Source organism: Natronomonas moolapensis 8.8.11 (assembly GCF_000591055.1).
Lineage (GTDB): Archaea > Halobacteriota > Halobacteria > Halobacteriales > Haloarculaceae > Natronomonas > Natronomonas moolapensis.
In genome coordinates this window covers 2,830,884-2,852,599 of record NC_020388.1, presented here as the reverse complement: position 1 = coordinate 2,852,599, position 21,716 = coordinate 2,830,884, and the positions used below count along the sequence as shown (strand labels likewise).

Genomic DNA, 21,716 nt, shown 5'->3' with positions numbered 1-21,716 from the left:
CGGTTCGACGGTGTGTCTGGGCGGGCCTAACCGTTTCGCTCGCCCCCGCTGGCTCGGTCGTCGGCGTCCGGTTCCTCCCCGAGGCGGCGTTGCCACTCCCCGACCCGGTTCATCAACTCGACGGGCGAGGTCTCGGCGAGCGCCGTCTCGCGGATCTCGTCGAGGACGGCTGCCGCTTCCGGGTCGACCGCACCCGCATCGCCGTCGTCGGACGCACTCTCGCCGACCGCGTCGTCGCCGTCCGGGTGTCCGTCGTCGCTGTGAAACTCCCCGCTCCCGAGGTCGAACACCGTCTGTACCGGCGCCCCGGAGTCGCCCCCTCTCGCCTCGATCGCTCGCTCCTCGCGGAGCCGCCGGAGCACCTCGCCGGCCCGGTCGACGACGGGCGCCGGGACGCCTGCCAGGTCGGCCACGTGGACGCCGTAGGATCGGTCGGTCGCCCCCGGTTCGATCGTCCGGAGGAAGGTGACGCCCCCGTTGGACGCCGCATCCGTGCTCGGCTCCGTCTCCGTGCTCGTCTCCGTCTCCGTTCCCGCCTCCACCGCTGCGTTCGGCTCCCCCGCGACGGCGACGTGGACGTTCTCGACGCGGGGCAACTCCTCGGCCAGCGACGTCAACTCGTGATAGTGGGTCGCAAACAGCGCGAACGCGCCGACCTCGTTGTGGAGGTACTCGGTGGCCGCCCACGCGATCGAGATGCCGTCGTAGGTCGCGGTGCCGCGGCCGACCTCGTCGAGGACGACGAGCGACTCGTCGGTCGCCGAGTGGAGAATGTTCGAGAGCTCCTCCATCTCGACCATGAACGTCGAGCGCCCGCCCGCGAGTTCGTCGAGCGCGCCGACGCGGGTGTAGATCCCGTCCACCATGCCGACTCGCGCCGAGTCGGCGGGGACGAACGAGCCGACCTGCGCCAAAAGCGTCACGAGCGCGGCCTGCCGCATGTAGGTCGACTTGCCCGACATGTTCGGGCCGGTGACGAGCAAGAACCGCCGCTCCCGGTCGAGATACAGGTCGTTCGGGACGAACTGGGTCTCGGTCTCGACGACTGGGTGGCGCCCGGCCTCGATGTCGAGGACGCGCTCGTCGGCCAGTTCCGGCCGCGTCCACCCCTGCCGTGCGGCGTGGGTCGCGAGCGAGCAGTAGGCGTCGAGTTCCGCGAGCGCCCGGCCGACCGCCCCCAACAGGTCCGCCCGGTCGGCCACCGACGCCCGGAGCCGACAGAACGCTTCGTATTCGCGCTCGCCGCGCTTTTCTTCCAGCCGGAATATCTCCCGTTCCTTCTCGCGGAGCGCCTCGAAGACGTACCGTTCGGCGTTCTTCAGCGTCTTGATGCCCTCGTATTCCTCCGGCACCGACCCGGCCTCGGATTTGGGGATCTGGACGTAGTAGCCGTCGGTCTTGTTCCGCCCTACCGTCACCCGCGAGAAGCCGTGGCGGCGCTTCTCGCGCTCCTCGAGGGTCTCGAAGAACTCGAGGGCCGCCTCGTGGTGGGCGACCAGCTCGTCGAGGGTCTCGTCGTAGCCGCGTTCGATCAGCCCACCCTCGTGCAGCGTCTTCGGGGGGTCGTCGGCGAGCGCCTCCAGCTCCGACCGGAGGTCGGCTATCGCGGCCCGGTCGAGCTCCGCGAACAGCGCCGCGGCCGGCGAGTCGGCCAGCTCCGGCGAGCCATCGATGCGTTCGTAAAGGTCGGGCACCAGCGCCAGCGTCTCCCGGACGCGCAACAGGGCGTCGGCGTCGGCGCTCCCCGAGACAGCCCTGGAGGCGGCGCGCTCGACGTCGTAAGCCCCCGAGAGCGCCTCCGCGATCCCCTCCCGGACCAGGGCGTCCCCGAGGAGGGCGTCGACGGCGTCGTGTCTGGCTTCGAGGGTCCCCGCCCGGCGCAGCGGCCGGGTGAGCCACTCTCTGAGGAGTCGTCCGCCGGCGCTCGTCTCGGTGTGGTCGATCGTCCCGAACAGCGTCCGCCCGCCCGGCGTCATCGGCTCGGTCACCTCGAGGTTCCGCTGTGTGGTCGCGTCGACGGCGACGTGATCGTCGGGTTCGTACGCGCCGATCCGGGTGATCGAGGCGAGCGCGCCGACGCCCGTCGCCTCGACGTAGTCGATCGCCGCCCCCGCCGCGGCGACGGCGGTTTCGGAAAGCCCTACGCTCTCGGGGGCGTCGCCGAACTGTTCGACGAGCCGGTGTCGTGCCCGCCCCGGCGCGAACGCCTCCGTCTCGTGCAGCGTCAGCCGGGCGTTCAACTCCTCGCGGACCGACGCGAGGAAGTCGTCGTCGCTTCGGACTCGCGGCCCCGGCAGCACCTCGACGGGATCGAAGCGGTACAGTTCCGAGAGCGTCCGGGCGGCAGCGTCCCCGCCCGACAGCGTCGTCGCCCGAAAGCGCCCGGTCGTCACGTCACAGACCGCGAGTCCGTAGGCGTCCTCGCCGTCGCACGCGACACTCGCGAGGTACTGGGCGTCGGATCGGTCGGTCTCGAGGAGCGTCCCGGGGGTGACGATCCGGACCACCTCGCGGACGATGTCGCCGTCCTCGTCGCGCTGGTCGGCGACGGCGACCCGGTGGCCCCGCTCGGCGAGCGCTTTTATATACGGCGTCAGTTCGTCGACCGGCACCCCGGCCATCGCGTAGCGCTCGCCGCCCGAGGAGCGCTCCGAAATCTTCAGATCGAGCTCCTCGCCGACCAACTCGGCGTCCTCGCCGAAGAACTCGTAGAAATCGCCCATCTGCATCGCCAGCAGGTCGGCCCCGCTGTCGGCCTTCAACTCGAAGAACTCCGCGACGATGCCCGAACTCATGCCCGAATCGGGGGGTGCAGGCCGTTAAAGAGTGACGGGTCGGCCGCGGCTTCGGCCGGCCCCGAGGAGGGCCGCTGTCGTCGCCGTTGTCTGAATATGCCGCCGTCGTCGCCCGAAATAAACACGTCGCCGTCGTTACCCAGCACCGACACGTCGCCGTCGTTGCCCAGTACCGACACGTCGCCGTCGTTACCCAGCACCGACACGTCGCCGTCGTTGCCCAGTACAAACACGTCGCCGAGGACGTCCCGATAGAGGGCGGTGCTGGCTTCGATGCCGACGGTCGTCGTCGCGACGCGGACGAACCGTTCGGGTGCCACGTCCCACCGGCGTGCCGATATTTATCAACTAGCCGTGCCCGTCCACCCACCTGTTTATAAGCCCCCGCGTTCCTCCGTCCGTTCGCTTATAACTGACTCGCGCTCTCGGCGCATCCATCCGTGTGCCCCTGTGCCCACCGTCTATCGTGTCGATACCGGTCGACGGCCGACGGTCGTTCACGCGGAGTGGGCGGTCTCGACCGCTTCGAGCGCGGCGTCGATGTCTTCGGAGAGTACGGCGATCCCCCCGCCGTCGACGTCGGCGACGACACACGGCGAGGCGTCGAGCGCGTCCTCGAGGTCGACGTCGGGGCGACACGCGAGCGCGACCCGGAGGTCGGGGTCGCGCTCGCGTCCGTCGAGCAGCGCCGCCCCGAGTGCCGGGGCCGCGCCGAAGCGGATCCGGCCGGGGGCGGCGCTGTCCGCCCCCGGCGGCCACCCGCCCTCGACCGCCGCGACGTCTCTGTCCGTCTCGGCGTACGGGGTCGCGCTGGCGACGTTGTCGATCGCCGAGGCGGCGGATCCGGACCCGTCCCCGCCGCCCTCCGCGAGCCGATCGATCGCCTCCCGGACGGTCTCGGTCGCCTCGGCGCGGCCGGCCTCGTTCCGGAGGTCGACGAGGTGATGCACCGCGCCCGGCCCCGTCCCGGCGGCGTGGTGGTACCGCACCGCCCGCTCCATGAACGAGACGCCGCGTTCGACCGCCGTTTCGAGGGGTACGCCGCGCGCGAGTCGCGTCGCGATCGTCGCCGAGAGCGTACAGCCGGAACCGTGCGTCGCCTCGGTGTCGATACGGGGGTGCCGCATCGTCTCCGCTCCGTCGGGACCGACGAGGACGTCGAGCACCGCCGCCCCGGGAACGTGCCCGCCTTTTATAAGGGCGGCCTCGGCTCCCATCGAACGGAGTTCCCGCCCCGCCGCCATCGCGCTCGCCTCGTCGGTCGGTTCGATTCCCGTCAGCACGGCCGCCTCGTCGGCGTTCGGCGTCGCGAGCGCCGCCTCGGCGAGGAGGTCCTCGTAGGCGGTCTCGGCGGCCTCGGTCAACAGTCGATCCCCGCTCGTGGCGACCATCACGGGATCGACGACGACGGGCGCGTCGACCCCCGCCGCGTAGTCGGCAACCGTCTCGACGACCTCTGCGGTCGCCAACATCCCGGTCTTGACGGCCCGCACGTCGAAGTCCTCGCGGACGGCGTCGATCTGGGCGGTGATCTCCGCTATCGGGAGGGGGTGACTCGACTCGACGCCGGTCGTGTTCTGGGCGGTGATGGCGGTTATCGCTGAGACGCCGAACCCGCCGGTCGCCTCGATCGTCTTGAGGTCGGCCTGGATGCCGGCCCCGCCGCCCGAGTCGCTGCCGGCGACGGTCAACACGACCGGCTTTTCCATCGGTGCCGCGGCGCGCATGTCGCTCATACGCGGGAGTATAACCCGGACGTACAAACAGGTGATGGTGGGGTCTCGACGCGTTACTCCTCGGCCGTCGGGATCGGCCCGGTACCGATCACGTCCCGGACGGCCGTCTCGAAGGCGCGTCTGGTGTCGAAGTACACCTCGTCCGTCTCCTCCAGGATCGCCGCCAACTCGCGGGGGCCGTCGGGGGTCCGGACGACCGTATCGCCCTCCCGGCGGACGACGTCGCTCTTTCCGATGGCGTAGTGTAGCCGCGATGCCACCCGCGCGAGCGGCGCGCCCTCGACCGGTTCGCCCTCGCCGAGCGGGACCGCCGGCCCCTCCGTCTCCTCGTCGGTGTCGCTCATATGCTCGCCTTCCGGGCGTGAGGCCCTAACCCTTACGAACCCCTGTCCCGCCGCGCTTTCGACCCCAACTACTTTGTATTCGGAGATGGTACCACTTGGTTGTATGACGCAGTTCAACGAGTTCAGCGACGTCGGCGAGGCGGAAGTAACACGAGCGATCGGGAGCCAGTGGACCGACGAGTTCATGGAGTTCACCGAATCCGACGTGATCATCGTCGGTGGCGGTCCCTCGGGGCTGATGGCGGCGAAAGAACTCTCCGAACGCGGCGTAAAGACGATGATCGTCGAGAAGAACAACTACCTCGGCGGCGGCTTTTGGCTCGGCGGCTTCCTCATGAACAAGGTGACCGTCCGCGATCCGGCCCAGACGGTGCTCGACGAACTCGACGTCGACTACACCGACACCGACGAGGCCGAAGGCCTCCACGTCGCCAACGGCCCAGAGGCCTGTTCGGGGCTCATCAAGGCCGCCTGCGACGCCGGCGCGAAGATGCAGAACATGACGGAGTTCACCGACATCGTCATCCGCGAGGACCACCGCGTCGGCGGCATCGTGATGAACTGGACGCCGGTCCACGCCCTGCCGCGGGAGATCACCTGCGTTGACCCGATCGCCGTCGAGGCCGACCTCGTCATCGACGCGACCGGCCACGACGCCGTTGCGGTCTCGAAACTCCAGGAGCGAGGCGTCCTCGAGGCCCCCGGCATCGAACACGCCGAGGAGCACAACACCGGGATGGACAACACCGAGGACGGCCAATACGGCGCGCCCGGCCACGACTCGCCCGGCCACGACTCGATGTGGGTCGCCGAGAGCGAGGACGCGGTCGTCGAGCACACCGGCGTGGTCCACGACGGCCTGATCGCGACGGGGATGGCGACGGCGACGACGCACGGCCTCCCGCGGATGGGGCCGACGTTCGGAGCCATGCTTTTGTCCGGCAAGCGCGCCGCGCAGGCCGCGATCGACGAACTCGGCGTCGACGGCCCCGCCGTCGAAATGACGGCCAGCCCCGAACCCGCCGACGACTGATACTGACGGCCAAACGAACGGACACACGACGCACGAGGCGCACGTCGTTCGACGGCGTGACCGGCGGATCACTCGTGCGTCGGTGTCATACGAGTTCGTCCATCTGTATGAGTCCTGTCGCTATCTCCCCGAGCGACTCCGAACCGTCCCACTCGTTACTCCGAACCGTCCCACTCGTTACTCCGACGAACCCGAGACCGAACGTCCTATCTCGTCGCTCGCGCTGTTTTCCTCGCCCATCGAACGTCACTCGGTGACGTGCCGCACAGCCTCGACGACGGCCGGAGCATCCGGCCCGAGTATATAACAGATCGGCTCGACGCCGAATCCGCCGGTCTGATACAGCGCGTCCGCCGTCGGGTTCTCGCCGACGGCCTCGGCGACCGCGGCCTCGACGTCGGCTTCGGCGTCGAACGCCACTGCCGCGTAGCCGGCGGCCTCGAGCGCTTCGAGTGTCTCCGGGTCGTACCGGACGTTGAGCGCCGCCCGCGCCTCCGAGCCGGCCGCCCGGGCAGCGAGCAACAGCGAGGCGACGTGCTCGGAGACGCCAAACTCCGGTTCCCCGGGGACGGTCGCGCGCCCTTTTATATCGAGGATCCGCCCCGGCACGCCCGCAACGCCGTCGATCGTCGTCGCGTCGGGCAGCGCCTCGACGAGGTTCGAGCCCACCGCCGGGATGTGGGCGGCGAACCCGCTCGTGTTCTCGAGGGCCCTGACGCCCCGGCGGACCGACGACCGCACCCGTTCTGTCATCCGAAACTCCCCCTCGGGATCGTGGATGTCGATCGGCCCGTCGTAGTCGGCGATCGGCGGGTACGCCGATTCGTGGACGCGGGCGAGGACGCCGCCGCGTTCGAGTTGCCGGACGAGCACCTCCGCCTCGACGAGCGCCTGCGCGCGGCTCACGTCGCCGTTTGCGAGCCCCTCGCCGAGCCGTTCGACCAACTCGCGGACGGCCTCGTCGCCGGCGACCTGCTCGTTGGTTTCGACCTCCCCGTGGGCGTACTTCGAGACCGCGCTCTGGCTGATCCCCAGAAGCTCCGCGACCTCGCTTTGGGTGCGGCCGCGCTCGCGGAGCTCGCCCGCCAGCATCGTCCGGAACGTCGGAACGAACTCCTCGACGACGACCTCCTCTATGAACTTCATCGGTCGAGTTGCCCCCCGCCGAACTCCTCGTCGGACTGGATCCGCGAGGCCTGTGGTCCCGCCTGATCCTGGTATTTCGAGCCCCGATCGCTTCCGTAGGGCTCCGAGGCGGCGCTTTGCAACTCGGTGAAGATGACCTGTGAGATACGCATGTCGGGCTGCAGGGCCACGGGGGCCGTCCCGAGGTTCGACAGCTCGAGGGTGATCTGGCCGCGGTACCCCGGGTCGACGATGCCGGCGGTCGCGTGGATGACGACCGCGAGCCGGCCCAGCGAGGAGCGCCCCTGGACCGTCCCGAGGAGGTCGTCGGGGATCTCGACGCGCTCTTTGGTCGTCCCGAGGACGAAGTCGCCGGGGTGGAGGATGAACTCCTCGCCCTCGCTGACGTGGGTCTCTTCGACGTACTCGTCGACCTCCTGCTCGCTGTTCGGGTGGATACAGGGGATGTTGGTGCGTTTGAACTCCAGGAACTCCCGGCCGAGACGGAGGTCGATGCTCGCCGGCTGGATCTGCAACTCCGGGTCGGCCAGCGGGTCGACGACGAGGTCGCCGTCGGTCAGCCGCCGCCGGATGTCGGTGTCCGAGAGGATCATACCCGGATGTCCGGCGGCGGCGGGTTAAACCTGACCGATGCGCAGGACGGCCCCCGAGGCGATCCCCGGCGGTGCCGGAACGTTCACGTCGCTCGGCCGACGAGTGACGGCCAATCATGTTCACGCCCGACGAGGTGGCCGGGGTCGTCGACCTCTTCGGCGCGCTGTCCCGGCCGGAACTCGAGACGGCGCTCTCGGAACTCGCCTACCGGCGCGGCGCGGAGCCACCGGAGAGCGACGTCGACGCCGCGCTCGCGGCGTTCGCGCTCGTCGGCGTCGACCGCGGCGACGGGCGACTCCTCGTCCCGGGGCCGACGGCGTTCCCCGAACTCCCCGACGGCGCGGAGGACCTCCCGCACATCCTCGAGACCGACGGGCGGACTCTCGATCGGGAACCCGCCGCCGCCGCCGCGCTCGCCCGCTTTCGCGAGGCAGCCGTCCAGGCCGCACGATGCGAGGACGAGGCCCGCGCGGCCGAACTCGTCGACGTCAGCTACGATCTCGAGGCCTGGGGCGCCCACGACCTCTCCGGGCTCAGGGCCCGACTCGACGCGGTCGGCGAGGGGACCAACTATTAACATCGAGCGCGTATTCCGGGTATGGACTGGGAGCGGGTCGTGGCCCACGAGCCGGCCGAGGCGGTCGAGGGGGACCGGGAGGCCGCAGTCCTCGTGCCGGTCGTCTCGCGCCCGGACGGCACCCACCTGCTCTTTACGAAACGCGCCGACCACCTCGGCGAACACCCCGGTCAGATGAGCTTCCCGGGTGGCGGGCGCGAACCCGTCGACGAGACGCTCGAGGCCACGGCCAAACGCGAGGCCTTCGAGGAGGTCGGCCTCGACCCCGACAACGCCGAGATCGTCGGGCGCCTCGACGACATCCCGACCGTGTCGAACTACTCGGTCCGCCCGTTCGTCGGCCGGATCCCCGACCGCGAGTACGTCCCTTACGAGGGCGAGGTCGCCGAGATCGCGGTGTTGTCCGTCGCCGATCTCACCGACCTCGACAACTACGAGTCCGAGCGTCGCGAACACTCCTTTTACGGCGATATCCGGATCCACTACTTCCGGGTCGACGGCTACACCGTCTGGGGGGCGACCGGCCGCATGCTGGTGCAGTTTCTCGAACTCGCGACCGACTGGCGGATGCCGCCGGAGGCCGACCGCGTCGTCGATCCCGACGCCGAGTACCCGGTTTGAGACCGGCGGTTTGGGCCGTTCGTCCGACGGAACACGCGATCGGTCCCCGCCGATGGGACTCAGAACAAATAAAACGACGCGAGCACGCCCAACAGGACGAACAGGACGGTGACGCCGATTGGGTTGGCGACGTACCGGATCGGGGTGTCGTGGACGAACCGTTCGATCGCCGTCTCGGGCGGGCGAGTCGCCCGGACCGGCCCCGAAGCCAACAGCGAGGGCCGCACCGGCGCGTCGCCCGCCCGCGCCCGCAACGCCTCCGCGTCGAATCGCCCGGCGGTCTCGAACGCGTCCGGGCCGTAGCCGACCTCCAGCAGCGCGCCGGCACAGGGCTTACAGAGGGCGTGCGGCCGGTCCGCCCCGGTGTAGGCCGCGAGTTCGCCAGCCTCGTCGGCGACCAGCTGACACCGCTCGCAGACGTGTTGGCGCTCCGATCGCATCGTCGCGACCGCCGGCGGGGCCTCGGGACGGGGAAACATCGGCGCGTCGTCGCCGAGATCGCCGTACGCCGGATCGTCGCCGTGCAGCGTCGCGTGGCAGGGCCGACACAGCGTCACCAGCCCGTCGAGATCCCCGAGCGATGGCGACCCGAGTGCCTCGGTGTTGTGGACCTCGAGTTCCTGATCCGGGTCCCCCACGCTGGCTTCGTACCCGCAGCGCTGACAGGCGTACCCGTCGCGCTCGAGGACGTCGCCCCTGATGACGTCCCACCGGGGGCCGCTTCCGTCCCTCGTCCGGCGTTTTTCCGCTCGGGGTTCGAGATCCAGGCTCATGGCTCCGGCGGCGACCCCTCCCAGGCGTCCATATCGGCGTAGAAGTTCAACAGCGCGAACTTCAGCTTTCCCGGCTCGATGTCGATGTGCTCGCTTCGCTCCTCCGGCGGGAAACTCGGGTAGACGCTGTACTCGCCCAGCTCCGAGCGCCTCGATCCGGTGTAGCGCTCGTCGACCAGCACGCGGACGCCGAAGTCCTCGGGCGAGCGCACGACGCGGCCGAGCGCCTGCCGGGTCTTTCGGACGGTCGGTATCTCGACGGCGTAGCGCCACCCTGCCTCCCCGTCGCCGTCGCCGAAGGCCCCCTCGTAGGCGCGCTCGACGGCCTCCATTCGGTCGTCGAGGTGGGGATACGGCACCCCGACGACGATCACGCTCCGGGCGTCGTCGTCATCGAAGCTGACGCCCTCCGCGAGCGTCCCCCAAAGCGAGGTGAACAACACGGCGTCGTCGGCCGCGACGAACTCCCGACGGAGCTCCTCGGCGCGCGTCCCCGGCTCGTCGAGGAAGGGGGTCGATTCGCCGGCGAAGCGGTGGTAGTACCGTTCGGCCTCGGCGTAACTCGGAAAGAAGGCGAGCGTGTTCCCCGGAGTGAATCGAATCGTGTCCTCGACGACGTCGCCGACCTCGCGCTGGACCGCGGGATCGTCGCGCTTGCTCGCGAAGAGTGCGGGCGTCTCGACGGCGTAGGTGCGTCGCCGCGACTCGGGGAACTGCTCGCCGTAGGCCATCGTGAGCGGGTCATCGAGACCCAACACGTCCTCGGTGACGTCGAAGGGCCGAAGCGTCGCGCTCATCAGAATCGTCGCGTGCAGCTCCTCGAACAGCGGCTCGGTGACCTGTCTCGGCAGGCACGTGTACAGTTCGGCCCGTCCGACGACGCCGGTCTCGGCCCGCCGGACGCCCGCGACCGGGTACTGCCCGGGCTCGACGCTCGATTCCATCCAGCGCTCGATGAAGCCCGCCGCGGTCAGCGTCGGACACTCCTTGCGGGTCGTCGTCTCGCCCTCCTTGTAGGCTCGCTCGTAACGCCTGTCGAGTTCCTCCCCGAGCGCGAGCGCCGCCTCCAGGTCGGCCCCGAACCCCTGTCCGGTGTAGTTCCGCAGGAAGCCGACCGAGAGGTCGTCGCGCCCGGTTTCGTTGTCGATCGCCACGTCGGTCCACTCCTCGCCGATCGATTCGCGCTCCCCGAACCCGAAGGAGTCCTCGTAGGTCTCGACGAGCGCCTCCCGAAACGCCCCGACGACGTTCGCCGCCGGCTCCGCCCGGGCGTCCTCGACCCCTTCGAGCTCGTCGAGCGCGCCCTCTATGGTCCGCTCGGCGAGCGTCCGCGTCGCGTGATCGCGGGCCGAATCCGCGACGTTGTGGGCCTCGTCGAAGACGGCGACGATGTCCTCGGGGTCGCGGCCGACCCAGCGGAAGAACTGCTCGCGGATCGTCGGATCGAGGAGGTGGTGGTAGTTACAGACGACGAGGTCGACGCCCTCCATTCCCTCCTTCAGCAACTCGTACCCACAGAGGTCCCGGCCGTGGGCGTACTCGTAGATCTCCTCGGGCGTCCGGACGTCCTCGTAGAGCCACCCGTAGAACGCGTCGGTGTCGGCGGTGAGATTGTTGTAGTAGCGCTCGCAGATGGTCTCCTCCTCGCGGATGGCTTCGGCCCCGGTCTCCAGATCCTCCAGCTCCGAGAGCACCGTCCCGCGGGCGTCGGCAGCCGCCCCGTTTCCCCCGCGGCTCGCCTCGAGGAGTTCCCCCTCGCGCTCCTCGAGTTCGGCGATGTCGCGCTCTTTGTCCACCAGCTCGCGGGTCGTGTCCCGGAGCGCCTGACACTCCTCGTAGCCCACGTCGATATGACACATCGATGCCTTCCCGCGGAAGACGACGGCTCTGATCGGCTCCGTTTCGGCGATCGCGCGGGCCTCCTCGATGAACTGTCTGGTCTGCTGGTGGACGTTGGTGGTGATGAGGACTGTCTTGCCCGCCGCCGCCGCGTATTCGAGGGCCGGCACCAGGGAAGCGAGCGTCTTCCCGGTCCCGCAGGCCCCCTCGAAGAGCACGTCCCGCTCCTCGACGAGCGCCTCCCGGATCCGCCCCATCGCGTCTCTCTGGTGGTCGTAGGGCTCCTCGTATGGGAAGTACCGACGGTGGTCGTCCGATTCCGACACGGCCGTTCGTTGGTCGCTTTCGAATAAAAGGGTTCGGCGATCTCAGTTCGCTTCCCGTCGCATCTGTGGCCGCTGTGGACACGCGGCGAGTGTCTGCCACCGTGTTTGCAGACACTCGATCGGGGGTGTATAGTAGCGATCGGAAGGCACTGCACACTCGATCGCACGATGGCAGTGCGATCGATGTGTAATCACTTGCGATGGTTACTACAGCGTAGCGGTGTTCGGGCAGGGATCTGTGTTGCGGCAGCGTCCGTGAGCTGATAGACAACACCCTCGAGGCGTCCGGGTCACCGTGACGCGGCCGCGGGCGGAACCGACGGACAGTTACCGCCCCGGCGTGGACGGACGGGCATGACCGAGTACTTCGAGATCCACGGCCGCGACGGCGCGGCCCGCCGGGGGGAGTTGCGACTCCCCGGACCCCTCCCGACGCCCGCCCTCGCCGACGACGTCGTCGAGGACGGCGGGAGCCGCTGGCACGCCGACCAGTCCGTCTCGGCGGGCGAGGCGTCCGCCCTGACGATCCTGCCCCACCGGGCGCTCCCCCCCGGAACCGAACCGCCCGTCGAGGACGCCTTCGGCACTGACCCCGACGACGTCGAGTTCCCGAGCGCCGCGGTCGTCTCGCCGACGACGGCCGACGACTACGGGGCCGACGCGTACGTGCTCTCGAACGCCGGCGGCTACGTCGGCCACGCCGAGGCGTTCGTCGAGGCGCTGTTGTCCCTCAAGCGGTCGATCCCCGACGACGCCGCACTGTACTGCCCCGGGGCCGCGACGCCCGCCAACGTCGCCACGCTCGCCTACGCCGGCGTCGACCTCGTCGACGAGAAACGCGCCAGAGCGCGGGGTCTCGAGGGGTTCTACCTCACGACCGACGGCGAGGCGTTCCTCGAGGACCTCGAGGAGTTGCCGTGTCCCTGCCCGGCCTGCCGGAGCGGCATCGACTCGTTCGATCGGACTGACTGCGCCGAGCACAACGCCACCGCGCTCGCGGCCGAACTCGCCCGCGTTCGGGGCCGGATCGACGAGGGCCGCCTCCGCGACTACGTCGAGGGACAGGCCCGTCACGAGGCGTGGCTGACGGCGACGGTCCGTCGTCTCGACCAGCAGTACGGCTACCTCGAGGAGCGGACGCCGATGTTCCGGCGCAACGAACTGCTGGCGGCGACGGACGACACCCTCCGACGCCCCGAGATCCAGCGCTTCGCCGAGCGGGTGACGACGCGGTATCGCCGCCGCCTCGACGCGCCCGTGGTGCTTTTGCCCTGTTCGGCCCGGAAACCCTACAGCGACTCCCAGAGCCACGAGCAGTTCGCCCGCGCGATCGGCTACCGGGGCCACGTCGTCTCGATGACCTCGCCGATCGGCGTCGTCCCGAACGAACTCGAGACGACCTATCCGGCCCAACACTACGACAGCGTCGTGACGGGCGAGTGGACCGAAACGGAGATCGAGTTCGTCGCCGCGGTCCTCGAGCGCTACCTCGAGCGCGCCGACTACGACCGCCACATCGCCCACGTCCCGGCCGACTACCGCGAGATCTGCGAGCGCGTCGAGGCGTCGCTCGGGATCGACTTCGAGTACACCGCGTCGGGACATCCGACCACCGACGAGTCCCTGGCCGCCCTCTCGGCGGCCCTCGACGGCGAGGATACCTACTACAAGAGCGAGCGCGAACTCGCAACGGTGCGGGCGATTGCGGACTTCCAGTTCGGCGACGGCGGGGGTGACGCGGTGTTCGGGCCCGACGCGACGACGGACGGGTTCTACCCCAAACTGCGTGTCAGGGACGCCGAGGGCGAACACCTGGCGACGATGGTTCCCCAATACGGCACGCTGTCGTTGACGCTCGCCGGCGCGCGCGCGTGGATCGAAAGCGGCATGCCGACGAAACGGGTCGACATCGACGGCTTCGTGCCGAGCGGGAGCGTCCTCGCCCCCGGTGTGGTCGACGCCGACGACGCGATCCGGCCGGGCGACGAGGTCGTCTTCGAGGGGCCGAAGGCGTTCGGCGTCGGCCGCGCGGCCTCGCACGGCCGCGCGATGGTCGAGGGCTCGCGTGGCGTCGCGGTCGACGTCCGGCACTGTGCGGAGCGCTGACACACCCGAGTAGCTTTTTATTCGTGGCGCGCCATCGCCGTGTATGGACGAGATCCAACTCGGCGTCCCGAAGCCGCTCCTCGACTCCCTGCCCGAGGACGACGCCGGCGCCCGCCAGGACATGCAACGCGCTGTGGAGGGCTACAACGCCCGGGTGCGGAGCGCGATCGAGACCGCCGACGACGACGGCGAGGCCGCCACCCGGATCCTCGACATCATCGAGCACTTCGAGGACCGCGTCGAGCGGTTTCACGCGTTCGTCCCCGAACTCCGTGCGTGGGGGCAGTCGCCGATCTTCGCCATCGCCTGGCGGAACCTCTATGCGGACTTGATCGAGCAGTTGTACGACCACGGGTGGCTCGCCACCCAACTCGACCGCGAACGCAACGCCCGCCTCGTCGAGGACGGCATCCGGCTCTCAGACCTATGAGCGACGCACGCGCCGACCCGGACGGCGAGACGATCGCTCTCGAGCTCCGGTTTTTCGCGAACTTTCGCGAGGCGGTCGGTCAAAAGTCGATCGAGCGGGAGTTCGAGGCCGGCTCGAGTGTCGGCGACGTCCTCGCCGCACTGGAGTCCGAGTTCGCCGATCTCGCCGGAGACGTCCTCGACGAATCGGGCGGCATCAAACCCCAATTGAGCGTCCTCAAGAACGGCCGGGAAGTCGTCCACATCGAGGGGACCGACACCGACCTGGCGGACGGCGACACGCTCAGCGTCTTCCCGCCGGTTGCGGGGGGATAGATGGAGCAAACGCGCGAGTTCCGCGGGATATCGAAGCGGCTGGCCGCCAACTATCTCGAAGGGCTCGGCGGCGAACGCCTCGACGAGGCCGGCGACCGGATCGAGGGCGCGCGCTGGTCGGCCGCCCTCTCCGAGCGGAAAGTAAACCCGATGGGATCGATCACGCTCAACGAGGTCGAGATCCGATTCGAGGGCGAAGCCGAGGCGCTCGAACCGCTCATCGAACGCTTCGCCCAGAAGGCGATGCGCGCCGGTGGGTGACGTGCCGGACGGTCCACTCGACGGCAACGCGGTCGTGCTCGCGGCGGCGAAGGCGTCCGTCTCGGGCGAGCGCCTGCCCGACCTCGTCGACCGGGCTCAGGATCGCCTCGCCACGCGCCGCGAGCGCTACGAGCACCGCTACGAGTGCGTCCACGAGGACGACGACGGCGCGGTGTTCCTAGTCGAGGAGGGCCACTGGGCCGACCTCGGGGCTGAACTCGCCCTCGAGCGCCGCGAGTGGACGGCGCTGCGGCGCGTCCACGGCGAACACCTCAAACAACTCGGGGGGTCTCTCGATCGCCGCGCCGAGTTCGAGACGGCTCTCGACGTGCGCGAAGTCGTCGTGATCGGATGCGAATAGTCGCCCCCTGCTGCGGGAGGGAGCCCCCCGCGACGGGGTCGAAACGGCTCGCGGCGGGGCCTCCGCCCCGGACGGTCGCTCTCTCGAGCCACACACTCAGGTCCAGGGGACCGACCGTTCCTGTAGCTCCCCGGCGACCGGTCGTCGCATCGTCTCCTCGACGCTCTCGACGTTCTCGAGCGCCCACATCAACTTGACGTAGGCCGTCTCGGGCAGCGTGTCGCCGGCCTCGACGACGCCGGCGTCGAGGAGGTCCCGGCCAGTGTCGTAGACGCGGTCGCAGACACGCCCCTCGATGCACTGACTCGTCATCACCACCGTCGTGCCGTCCTCGATCAACGCCTCGATCCGGTCGATCCATTCGGTGTTGACGTGGCCCAGTCCGGTCCCCTCGATCACGAGACCCGAGGCCCCCTCGGCGAGATCGAGCCGAGCCGGGTCCGCTCCGGGGACGAACTTGAGCAGTTCGACATCGGTGTCGAGGGCCGGCGCGAGCCGGAGGTCGTCCGCGCCGCGTTCGGCGACGGATTGCCGGAAGGAGACCTCGCCGGTGGCCCACTCGACGCGCCCGATCGGTTCGCCCCCGACGGTTCCGAAGGCGTCCCGCCTGGAGGTGTGGTTCTTTCGGACCCGGGTGCCGCGGTGTAGCGTACACGTCTCGTCGGATTCGGACTCGTGCATACAGACGAGCGTCTCGGAGTGATCTGCGGTCGCGGCCTCGACCGCACAGACGGCGTTCATGACGTTGTCCGAGGAGGGCCGATCCGCGGAGCGTTGGCTGCCAGTCAACACGACCGGGACGGGCGTTTCGAGGGTGAACGACAGCGCGGCGGCGGTGTACTGCATCGTGTCGGTGCCGTGCATCACGACGACGCCGTCGGCCCCCGCCTCGATCTCCTCGTGGACCGCCTCGGCCAACTCCGTCCACACCGCCGGCGTCATGTTCTCCGAAAGGATGTTCGCCACGACGCGTCCGCGGTAGTTCGCTCGCCCGGCGAGTTCCGGGACGGCACGCAACACGTCCTCGGCGTCGAACTGGGCGGTGACCGCGCCGGTCCGGTAGTCCACCGTCGAGGCGATGGTGCCGCCCGTCGAGATGAGCGCCACCGTCGGGAGGTCCTCCTCGAAGGTGATCTCCGAGCGCCCGTCGGCGTCGCCACCCGACTCGATGTCGTAGGTGTCCCGCTCCAGTACGTCGACGCTTGCGTCGCTCCGGTCGATCCCGACGTTGTAGCCGCCGTCGAGTTTGACGACGAGTTCCTCCGTCGTCGTCGAGGGCAACAGGACCCCCTCGTAGGTGGTCCCGGTGCGATCGACGCGGACGCGGTCCCCTGGGTTCATGCGTCGACGTATCGCGCGGTCCGACTTGAAAGGCTCCCTTCGTCGACGCATCGCGCGGTCCCGGCCGGGACACCCGGACCGTGATATTAATAGGTATTCTTCGGGTACGACTCGAGTATGCCCAAAATAAGCGTAGAGATCCCCTCGGAGTTGCTCGCTGACCTCGACGACCACGTCGGCGACGACGGGAAGTTCGTCAATCGAAGCGACGCCGTCCGGGCGTCGATCCGGAAGACGCTCGACCTGCTCGACGACATCGACGCCCGTCACGACCGCCTCGAGGTCGACGATGAGTAGGCCGGCCGCGACCGCGACCGCCCGCCCTGCCCCGCCCGCGGGTGCGGTCGTCCTCGCGGCGGTTTTCGTCGCCTCGCTCGCGACGGCCCAGCTGACGGCGGCGAAGGTGTTGGCGTTCGAACTCCCCGTTGCGCTCCCGCTGACGGGGGCCGAGTTGGCGCTGCCGGGCGCGGCGCTGGCGTACGCGTTGACGTTTTTGGCCTCCGATTGCTACACCGAACTCTACGGACGACGGGCCGCGCAGGTACTCGTCAACGCCGCCTTCGCGATGAACTTCCTCGTGCTCGCGTTGGTCTGGAGTACGATCCTCGCGCCGGCGGCTGATCCGGAGTTCGCCGGCACCTTCGCCGAGGTGCTCGGCGCGTCGACGAATATCGTCGCCGGAAGCTTACTCGCCTACGTCGTCAGCCAGAACTACGACGTAATCGTCTTCGACGCGATCAAACGACGAACTGACGGTCGGTATCTGTGGCTCCGGAACATCGCCTCGACGGGAACGAGCCAGTTGCTCGACACCGTCCTCTTCGTCGGTATCGCCTTTTGGGCGATGCCGACCGCGTTCGGAATCGGCCCGCAACTCCCGACTGCGGCCGTGGTGTCGCTGATGATCGGTCAGTACCTCCTCAAGCTGTTGATTGCGCTCCTCGATACGCCGTTGGTATACCTCATCACGGGCGCGGTGCGTCGCTCCGATCCCAGCGTGGCCTGATCGGGACGGCCGTTTCGACGGCGGCCGTGTCTTCGACCTCCTATGAGCCTCGCAGCCACGGGAGAAACGACTCCTCGATGAACCCGACGTACTCCACGACCCCGAGCGCGAGCGAGACGGCGACCACGACGAGCACCGGCACGCGGGCCAGCCAGATCCAGCAGGTGCCGAGGCGGTCGAGGTGGCCGATCCCCGCTTCGAGCTCCTCGATCGCCTCCTCTGACCATCCCCAGGCGACGTAGGCCGTCACGAGAAGCCCGCCGAGGAGCAACAACACCCCGTCGGCGAACCCGTCGTACAACTCCAGCAACACGATGTCGTAGGCCGGGCCGAGTCCGAGGACGAAGAGCGCGGCGCAGACGAGCGCCGTCGCCCGCAATCGGCCCATCCCGCGTTCGTCGATCGCGTAGGCGACGACCACCTCCGTCAGGCTGATTGCGCTCGACAGTGCGGCGACGGCGACGGTGAGAAAGAACACCGCTCCGACTAGCCCGCCCGCAGTGAGTCCGCCGAAGGCCGCCGCGAGCGTGATGAAGATCGCACCGACGCCCGGATCGCCCGGGTCGATCCCCGCGGTAAAGAGGATCGGGAAGACGACCAACCCGACGGCGAGCGCGATCGCGGTGTCGAAGCCGATGATGATCGCCGCGTCCTCGATCAGGTTCCGGTCCTCGCCCAGATAGGAGGCGTAGGTGATCATGATGCCGAACCCGAGCGAGAGCGTGTAGAACGCCTGCCCCGCCGCCGCGGGGAGGATCGACGTCCAGTCGGCGGCGATCGAGCCGAAGTCCGGCGAAAGGTAGTATGCGTACGCCGCGCTCGCGCCGTCGAGCGTCGCCGCCCAGACGGCGAGACCGGCCACAATGAGGACGATCGCCGGCATCATGACTTTCACGGCCACCTCGATCCCGCGGCGGATACCCAACCCGACGATGGCGACGATGACGAGCAAGAAGAGCGCGTGAAACGCCATCGCCTCGACGCCCTGGGCCAGCGTCAGGAACTGCTCGCCCGCGGCCCCCGGATCGGTGGCGTATCCCTCGCCCAGCCCGAGGATCGTATAGCGGATCGTCCACCCCGCGACGACGCTGTAGTACGACATGATGACGAACGTCGTCACGACGAAGACCCATCCGACGTACCGCCAGACGCCGGTTCCGATCCGCTCGAACGCCCCGATCGGATTGGAGCGGGTCCGTCGCCCGACGACGAACTCGATGAGGATCGCCGGGAGACCGATCGAGGCGACGAAGAGCAAGTACACGAGCAGAAACCCCGCCCCACCGCCCTCGCCGGTCACGAACGGGAACCGCCAGATGTTTCCGAGTCCGACGGCGCTACCGACCGCCGCGAGCACGAACCCCGCACGCGTCGACCACTGTTCGCGGTCCGCTTCGAGAGAAGACATACCTCCGCTGTGGACGCAGGTGCCGATAAATGTGGGTACATCGACTTGCCCCTTGGGACCGCTGTCACCCTGTGTTTCGGGCCGAACACGGCGCTCCCGGCCCCAAAACCGGGGGGCGACTGCCGGCGCAAGGGTTAAATATATCCAGTCAAATCCGCGACCGTACCATGTGTCATCACCACATGCCCCGCGACCGACCCGAAGAGGAACAGACCGACGAGATCCCGTCGTTCCTGAACGAGGAAGCGAGCACCGACGCGGAGTTGTTGACCGACGGCGGCGACGACTCCGACGACGCTTGACACCCTCCCCGCCTGCAGGGCGGGGCCTTCATCCTGTTTCCGTACTCCACGGACAGACCTCGGTGAGTCCCATCGATGGTACCCCCGAAGCGTATCCCGGTCCACGATCCCACCGTCATTTGAATCCCTTTCGATTTCGACGGTGTTTCTGCCGACCGAGCGCCATCACACTCACCCCGCGGCGTCCTCGCTCTCGTCGGGTTCGAGCCGAACGCGTTGGACACCACCGAGGCAATCGTATGCACCGTCACTGGAGACGATGCGCCCACCCGAGAGTGCGGCGTGGAACGCGTCGAACGTTGTCAGTCCCTCGTCGATGTGTTCCGAGGCCTGATACACGACGTCGGGATCGCCGTCGTACGTTGCCAGCTCGAGGATTGCTGTCACCGCTCGTTCGCGGTCGAAGGCAAACCGTTCCTCGACGAGGAACAGCTCGATAAACGTAGCCAGCGACACCTCCAGTTCCCCCTCGTGTTCGTCGAGGAGCCGTTCGGCGCGGTCGCTCAGCCAGTCGTCGTTCTTCAGGAGCGCCAGCCACACGTCCAAATCAGCGTACATGCTCACTCGCTTGCTCTCCGGCCTCCTCGCTGGCTGCGGCTTCGAGATCACTCAACGATGCTTCGCGGAGTTCGTCGGTCGCGGCCGCCCGGAGTTCCTCAAGTGGGTCGTCCGGGATTGGCACCAGTTTGATGCCGCTGTCCAGTTCCACCAGCCGGTACTGGTCGCCATACCGGTCGCGCAACTCTTTCGGTATCGTGACCCGCCCGCGGTCGTCCGCTCGAACCTCTCCAGCCATACCAGTTGTAGGGGTGGGCACAATTAATATCTGTTCCCACTTTCCCGGCTAACGTGGGAGTTCCGGGAGGGCCACCGCAGGTATCATCCGACGTTCCTTTCCGCTTCGACGGTGTTCCTTGCCGTATGAACACGAATCCGTCCGCCGTTCTCACGCGGACCACGGCGGGGAATTCGGAGGGGTACGTATGAGCGGCAAAGACGACTACTACAACCGGGCCAAACAGCAGGGCTACCGCTCGCGGGCCGCCTACAAGCTCAAACAGCTCGATTCGGACGCGGGCCTCGTGAGCGACGGCGACACGGTCGTCGATCTGGGCGCCGCCCCCGGCGGGTGGCTCCAGGTCGCGAGCGAACTCGTCGGCGAGGGCGGCACCGTCGTCGGCGTCGACCTCCAGCGGATCGATTCGATCGACGGCGTCGAGACGATCCGAGGCGACATGACCGACGAGGGGACGCGCGAGCAGATCGTCGAGTCGGTCGGCGAGGCCGACGCCGTCGTCTCCGATATGGCCCCGAACATGACCGGCGAGTACTCGCTGGATCACGCTCGCTCGGTGTATCTCGCCCGGATGGCCTTCGAGACGGCACTGGAGCTGCTCGCCCCCGGCGGCGACTTCGTCGCGAAGGTGTTCGAGGGGCCCGACACCGACGCGTTGCGGGCCGACATCGACGAGGAGTTCGAGTACGTCCGGACGATCCACCCCGACGCCTCGCGGGACTCCTCCTCGGAGCTGTACATGGTCGCGAAGGGTCGGCTCACCGCGCCCGTCCGGGAGGGCGACCGGGTCGAGGTCGACGTCGAGGACGTCGGCCGCGAGGGCGACGGCATCGCGAAACTCGCAGGCTACACCGTGTTCGTCCCCGACACCGACCCCGGCGAGACGGTCGAGATCCGGGTGACGGGCGTGAAACCGCGGTTCGGCTTCGGCGAACTCGTCGAGTAGCGCGCCCGGTAGTTAAATTAGCTGTTCGGCTCGCCAATACGCCGCCTGCTATTCCGGCCGCCACCGCCCGCCGATCCCCTCGCGCGGGTAGTCCTTGTACGTCCCGTTCAGAAAGGACGTGACGCGGCCGTCCTCTTCGCTCAGCGTGACCGCCCACAGCACCTCCTCGCGGGTAGAAATCTCGAGCGCGCTCAGGTGTTTAGTGCCCATCCAGTCGGGGTAGGACAACGCCTCGTCGGTGTCCATCTCCTCCGGAGAGGGGCTCCGAACGCGGACCATCTGTTCTTGGATCGTCCCGTCGGCGGCGACGACGACGGCCCCGTCGCAACTGAACGCCACGTCCCGGGCCACGTCGACGAACGGCTCGGCCGACTCGGAGACGACGCCGCAACGATCGATCGGCCAGGTGTTCGCGCCGAGGGGGTCGGTGTACTCCACGAAGTCGACGTCGGCGACGATGAGAAAGTACAGGCTCGGTCCGGAGACGTACGGCTCGTCCCAGCGGTCGAACTCGAGGCTCAGCGTCTCACACGTGTATCGGAGGAGATCCATGTGCCCCTGGCTGGTCTCGTAGTTCATCCGGGTGGTTTCGCGGTCGAGCATGACCCCGATACGGGCCGACGGCGTATATAAATGGGCGAACGCGACGACGCCGTTCGAC

Annotated in this window: 25 protein-coding genes; 12 read left to right on the top strand and 13 right to left on the bottom strand. The window is 68.6% G+C overall.

Features of this window, described 5'->3' with window-relative positions; genetic code table 11:
* Positions 1–26: 26 nt before the first annotated feature.
* From mutS to NMLP_RS13665, 4 genes are all read right to left on the bottom strand, one after another.
* Positions 27–2,795 (bottom strand): DNA mismatch repair protein MutS, encoded by a 2,769-nt coding sequence (mutS, locus tag NMLP_RS13680; protein ID WP_015410725.1) that lies wholly within the window; start codon positions 2,793–2,795, stop codon positions 27–29.
* The gene (locus NMLP_RS13675) at positions 2,792–3,115 is read right to left on the bottom strand and encodes a hypothetical protein (RefSeq protein ID WP_015410724.1); all 324 of its coding nucleotides are present in this window, start codon (positions 3,113–3,115) and stop codon (positions 2,792–2,794) included. The genes mutS and NMLP_RS13675 overlap by 4 nt, the downstream gene beginning before the upstream one ends.
* A gap of 177 nt (positions 3,116–3,292) precedes the next feature.
* Positions 3,293–4,531 (bottom strand): bifunctional hydroxymethylpyrimidine kinase/phosphomethylpyrimidine kinase, encoded by a 1,239-nt coding sequence (gene thiD / locus NMLP_RS13670; protein WP_015410723.1) that lies wholly within the window; start codon positions 4,529–4,531, stop codon positions 3,293–3,295.
* Positions 4,532–4,584: 53 nt separating this feature from the next.
* Complete coding sequence (locus NMLP_RS13665; RefSeq protein ID WP_015410722.1) at positions 4,585–4,875, bottom strand: DUF5789 family protein; 291 nt, start codon at positions 4,873–4,875, stop codon at positions 4,585–4,587.
* 103 nt (positions 4,876–4,978) lie between these two features.
* Here NMLP_RS13665 and NMLP_RS13660 point away from each other — a divergent pair, with 103 nt between their 5' ends.
* Entirely contained in the window at positions 4,979–5,908 is a 930-nt protein-coding gene (locus NMLP_RS13660; RefSeq protein WP_015410721.1) for a sulfide-dependent adenosine diphosphate thiazole synthase, read from the top strand.
* A gap of 246 nt (positions 5,909–6,154) precedes the next feature.
* Here NMLP_RS13660 and NMLP_RS13655 read toward each other — a convergent pair whose 3' ends face one another.
* Positions 6,155–7,054 (bottom strand): thiamine-phosphate synthase family protein, encoded by a 900-nt coding sequence (locus tag NMLP_RS13655; protein WP_015410719.1) that lies wholly within the window; start codon positions 7,052–7,054, stop codon positions 6,155–6,157.
* Positions 7,051–7,647, bottom strand: coding sequence for a dCTP deaminase (dcd, locus tag NMLP_RS13650; RefSeq protein WP_015410718.1), 597 nt, complete (start codon positions 7,645–7,647; stop codon positions 7,051–7,053). Before dcd ends, NMLP_RS13655 begins: the two co-directional genes overlap by 4 nt.
* A 113-nt stretch (positions 7,648–7,760) precedes the next feature.
* Between dcd and NMLP_RS13645 the strand changes: the two genes are divergently transcribed.
* Together NMLP_RS13645 and NMLP_RS13640 are read left to right on the top strand one after the other, a co-directional pair.
* Positions 7,761–8,225 carry a DUF7109 family protein gene (locus NMLP_RS13645; protein WP_152024144.1) on the top strand — a complete coding sequence of 155 codons (465 nt, stop codon included), beginning with the start codon at positions 7,761–7,763 and terminating at the stop codon, positions 8,223–8,225.
* 21 nt (positions 8,226–8,246) lie between these two features.
* On the top strand, positions 8,247–8,846 hold the full coding sequence (locus NMLP_RS13640) for an NUDIX hydrolase (RefSeq protein WP_015410716.1): 600 nt from the start codon (positions 8,247–8,249) through the stop codon (positions 8,844–8,846).
* A gap of 59 nt (positions 8,847–8,905) precedes the next feature.
* Here the strand turns inward: NMLP_RS13640 and NMLP_RS13635 are convergent, their stop codons facing one another.
* Both NMLP_RS13635 and NMLP_RS13630 read right to left on the bottom strand, forming a co-directional pair.
* Positions 8,906–9,619 (bottom strand): HNH endonuclease, encoded by a 714-nt coding sequence (locus NMLP_RS13635; RefSeq protein ID WP_015410715.1) that lies wholly within the window; start codon positions 9,617–9,619, stop codon positions 8,906–8,908.
* Positions 9,616–11,784, bottom strand: a complete 2,169-nt coding sequence (locus NMLP_RS13630) for an ATP-dependent DNA helicase (protein WP_015410714.1) — start codon at positions 11,782–11,784, stop codon at positions 9,616–9,618. The genes NMLP_RS13635 and NMLP_RS13630 overlap by 4 nt, the downstream gene beginning before the upstream one ends.
* 354 nt (positions 11,785–12,138) lie before the next feature.
* On the opposite strand from NMLP_RS13630, the gene arcS reads away from it, so the two are divergent.
* From arcS to NMLP_RS13605, 5 genes are read left to right on the top strand one after another with little or no spacing between them, the layout of a single operon-like run.
* Positions 12,139–13,890: an archaeosine synthase subunit alpha gene (arcS, locus tag NMLP_RS13625; RefSeq protein ID WP_015410713.1), complete on the top strand. Its 1,752-nt coding sequence runs from the start codon at positions 12,139–12,141 to the stop codon at positions 13,888–13,890.
* A gap of 43 nt (positions 13,891–13,933) precedes the next feature.
* On the top strand, positions 13,934–14,320 hold the full coding sequence (locus NMLP_RS13620) for a hypothetical protein (protein ID WP_015410712.1): 387 nt from the start codon (positions 13,934–13,936) through the stop codon (positions 14,318–14,320).
* Between the two features lie 32 nt (positions 14,321–14,352).
* Positions 14,353–14,634, top strand: a complete 282-nt coding sequence (locus NMLP_RS13615; protein WP_049926814.1) for a ubiquitin-like small modifier protein 1 — start codon at positions 14,353–14,355, stop codon at positions 14,632–14,634.
* Complete coding sequence (locus NMLP_RS13610; RefSeq protein WP_015410710.1) at positions 14,635–14,895, top strand: hypothetical protein; 261 nt, start codon at positions 14,635–14,637, stop codon at positions 14,893–14,895.
* Positions 14,888–15,256 carry a hypothetical protein gene (locus tag NMLP_RS13605; RefSeq protein WP_231857239.1) on the top strand — a complete coding sequence of 123 codons (369 nt, stop codon included), beginning with the start codon at positions 14,888–14,890 and terminating at the stop codon, positions 15,254–15,256. Before NMLP_RS13610 ends, NMLP_RS13605 begins: the two co-directional genes overlap by 8 nt.
* Positions 15,257–15,352: 96 nt before the next feature.
* Here the strand turns inward: NMLP_RS13605 and gatD are convergent, their stop codons facing one another.
* Positions 15,353–16,597 carry a Glu-tRNA(Gln) amidotransferase subunit GatD gene (gene gatD / locus NMLP_RS13600; protein WP_015410708.1) on the bottom strand — a complete coding sequence of 415 codons (1,245 nt, stop codon included), beginning with the start codon at positions 16,595–16,597 and terminating at the stop codon, positions 15,353–15,355.
* A gap of 117 nt (positions 16,598–16,714) precedes the next feature.
* Between gatD and NMLP_RS13595 the strand changes: the two genes are divergently transcribed.
* Together NMLP_RS13595 and NMLP_RS13590 are read left to right on the top strand one after the other, a co-directional pair.
* Positions 16,715–16,894 carry a ribbon-helix-helix domain-containing protein gene (locus NMLP_RS13595; RefSeq protein ID WP_015410707.1) on the top strand — a complete coding sequence of 60 codons (180 nt, stop codon included), beginning with the start codon at positions 16,715–16,717 and terminating at the stop codon, positions 16,892–16,894.
* The gene (locus NMLP_RS13590) at positions 16,887–17,603 is read left to right on the top strand and encodes a queuosine precursor transporter (RefSeq protein ID WP_015410706.1); all 717 of its coding nucleotides are present in this window, start codon (positions 16,887–16,889) and stop codon (positions 17,601–17,603) included. The genes NMLP_RS13595 and NMLP_RS13590 overlap by 8 nt, the downstream gene beginning before the upstream one ends.
* A gap of 40 nt (positions 17,604–17,643) precedes the next feature.
* Here NMLP_RS13590 and NMLP_RS13585 read toward each other — a convergent pair whose 3' ends face one another.
* Complete coding sequence (locus NMLP_RS13585) at positions 17,644–19,011, bottom strand: sodium-dependent transporter (RefSeq protein ID WP_015410705.1); 1,368 nt, start codon at positions 19,009–19,011, stop codon at positions 17,644–17,646.
* Between the two features lie 167 nt (positions 19,012–19,178).
* On the opposite strand from NMLP_RS13585, the gene NMLP_RS16035 reads away from it, so the two are divergent.
* Positions 19,179–19,313, top strand: coding sequence for a hypothetical protein (locus NMLP_RS16035; protein WP_015410704.1), 135 nt, complete (start codon positions 19,179–19,181; stop codon positions 19,311–19,313).
* 171 nt (positions 19,314–19,484) lie between these two features.
* On the opposite strand, the gene NMLP_RS13580 is transcribed toward NMLP_RS16035, so the two are convergent.
* Positions 19,485–19,871, bottom strand: coding sequence for a zinc-binding metallopeptidase family protein (locus NMLP_RS13580; protein WP_015410703.1), 387 nt, complete (start codon positions 19,869–19,871; stop codon positions 19,485–19,487).
* A complete protein-coding gene (locus NMLP_RS13575) occupies positions 19,861–20,109 on the bottom strand; it encodes an AbrB/MazE/SpoVT family DNA-binding domain-containing protein (RefSeq protein WP_015410702.1) in 249 nt (82 codons plus the stop codon). Before NMLP_RS13575 ends, NMLP_RS13580 begins: the two co-directional genes overlap by 11 nt.
* 187 nt (positions 20,110–20,296) lie before the next feature.
* Here NMLP_RS13575 and NMLP_RS13570 point away from each other — a divergent pair, with 187 nt between their 5' ends.
* On the top strand, positions 20,297–21,055 hold the full coding sequence (locus NMLP_RS13570; RefSeq protein WP_015410701.1) for an RlmE family RNA methyltransferase: 759 nt from the start codon (positions 20,297–20,299) through the stop codon (positions 21,053–21,055).
* 48 nt (positions 21,056–21,103) lie between these two features.
* Here the strand turns inward: NMLP_RS13570 and NMLP_RS13565 are convergent, their stop codons facing one another.
* Positions 21,104–21,658 (bottom strand): diadenylate cyclase, encoded by a 555-nt coding sequence (locus NMLP_RS13565; protein ID WP_015410700.1) that lies wholly within the window; start codon positions 21,656–21,658, stop codon positions 21,104–21,106.
* Positions 21,659–21,716 lie beyond the last annotated feature (58 nt).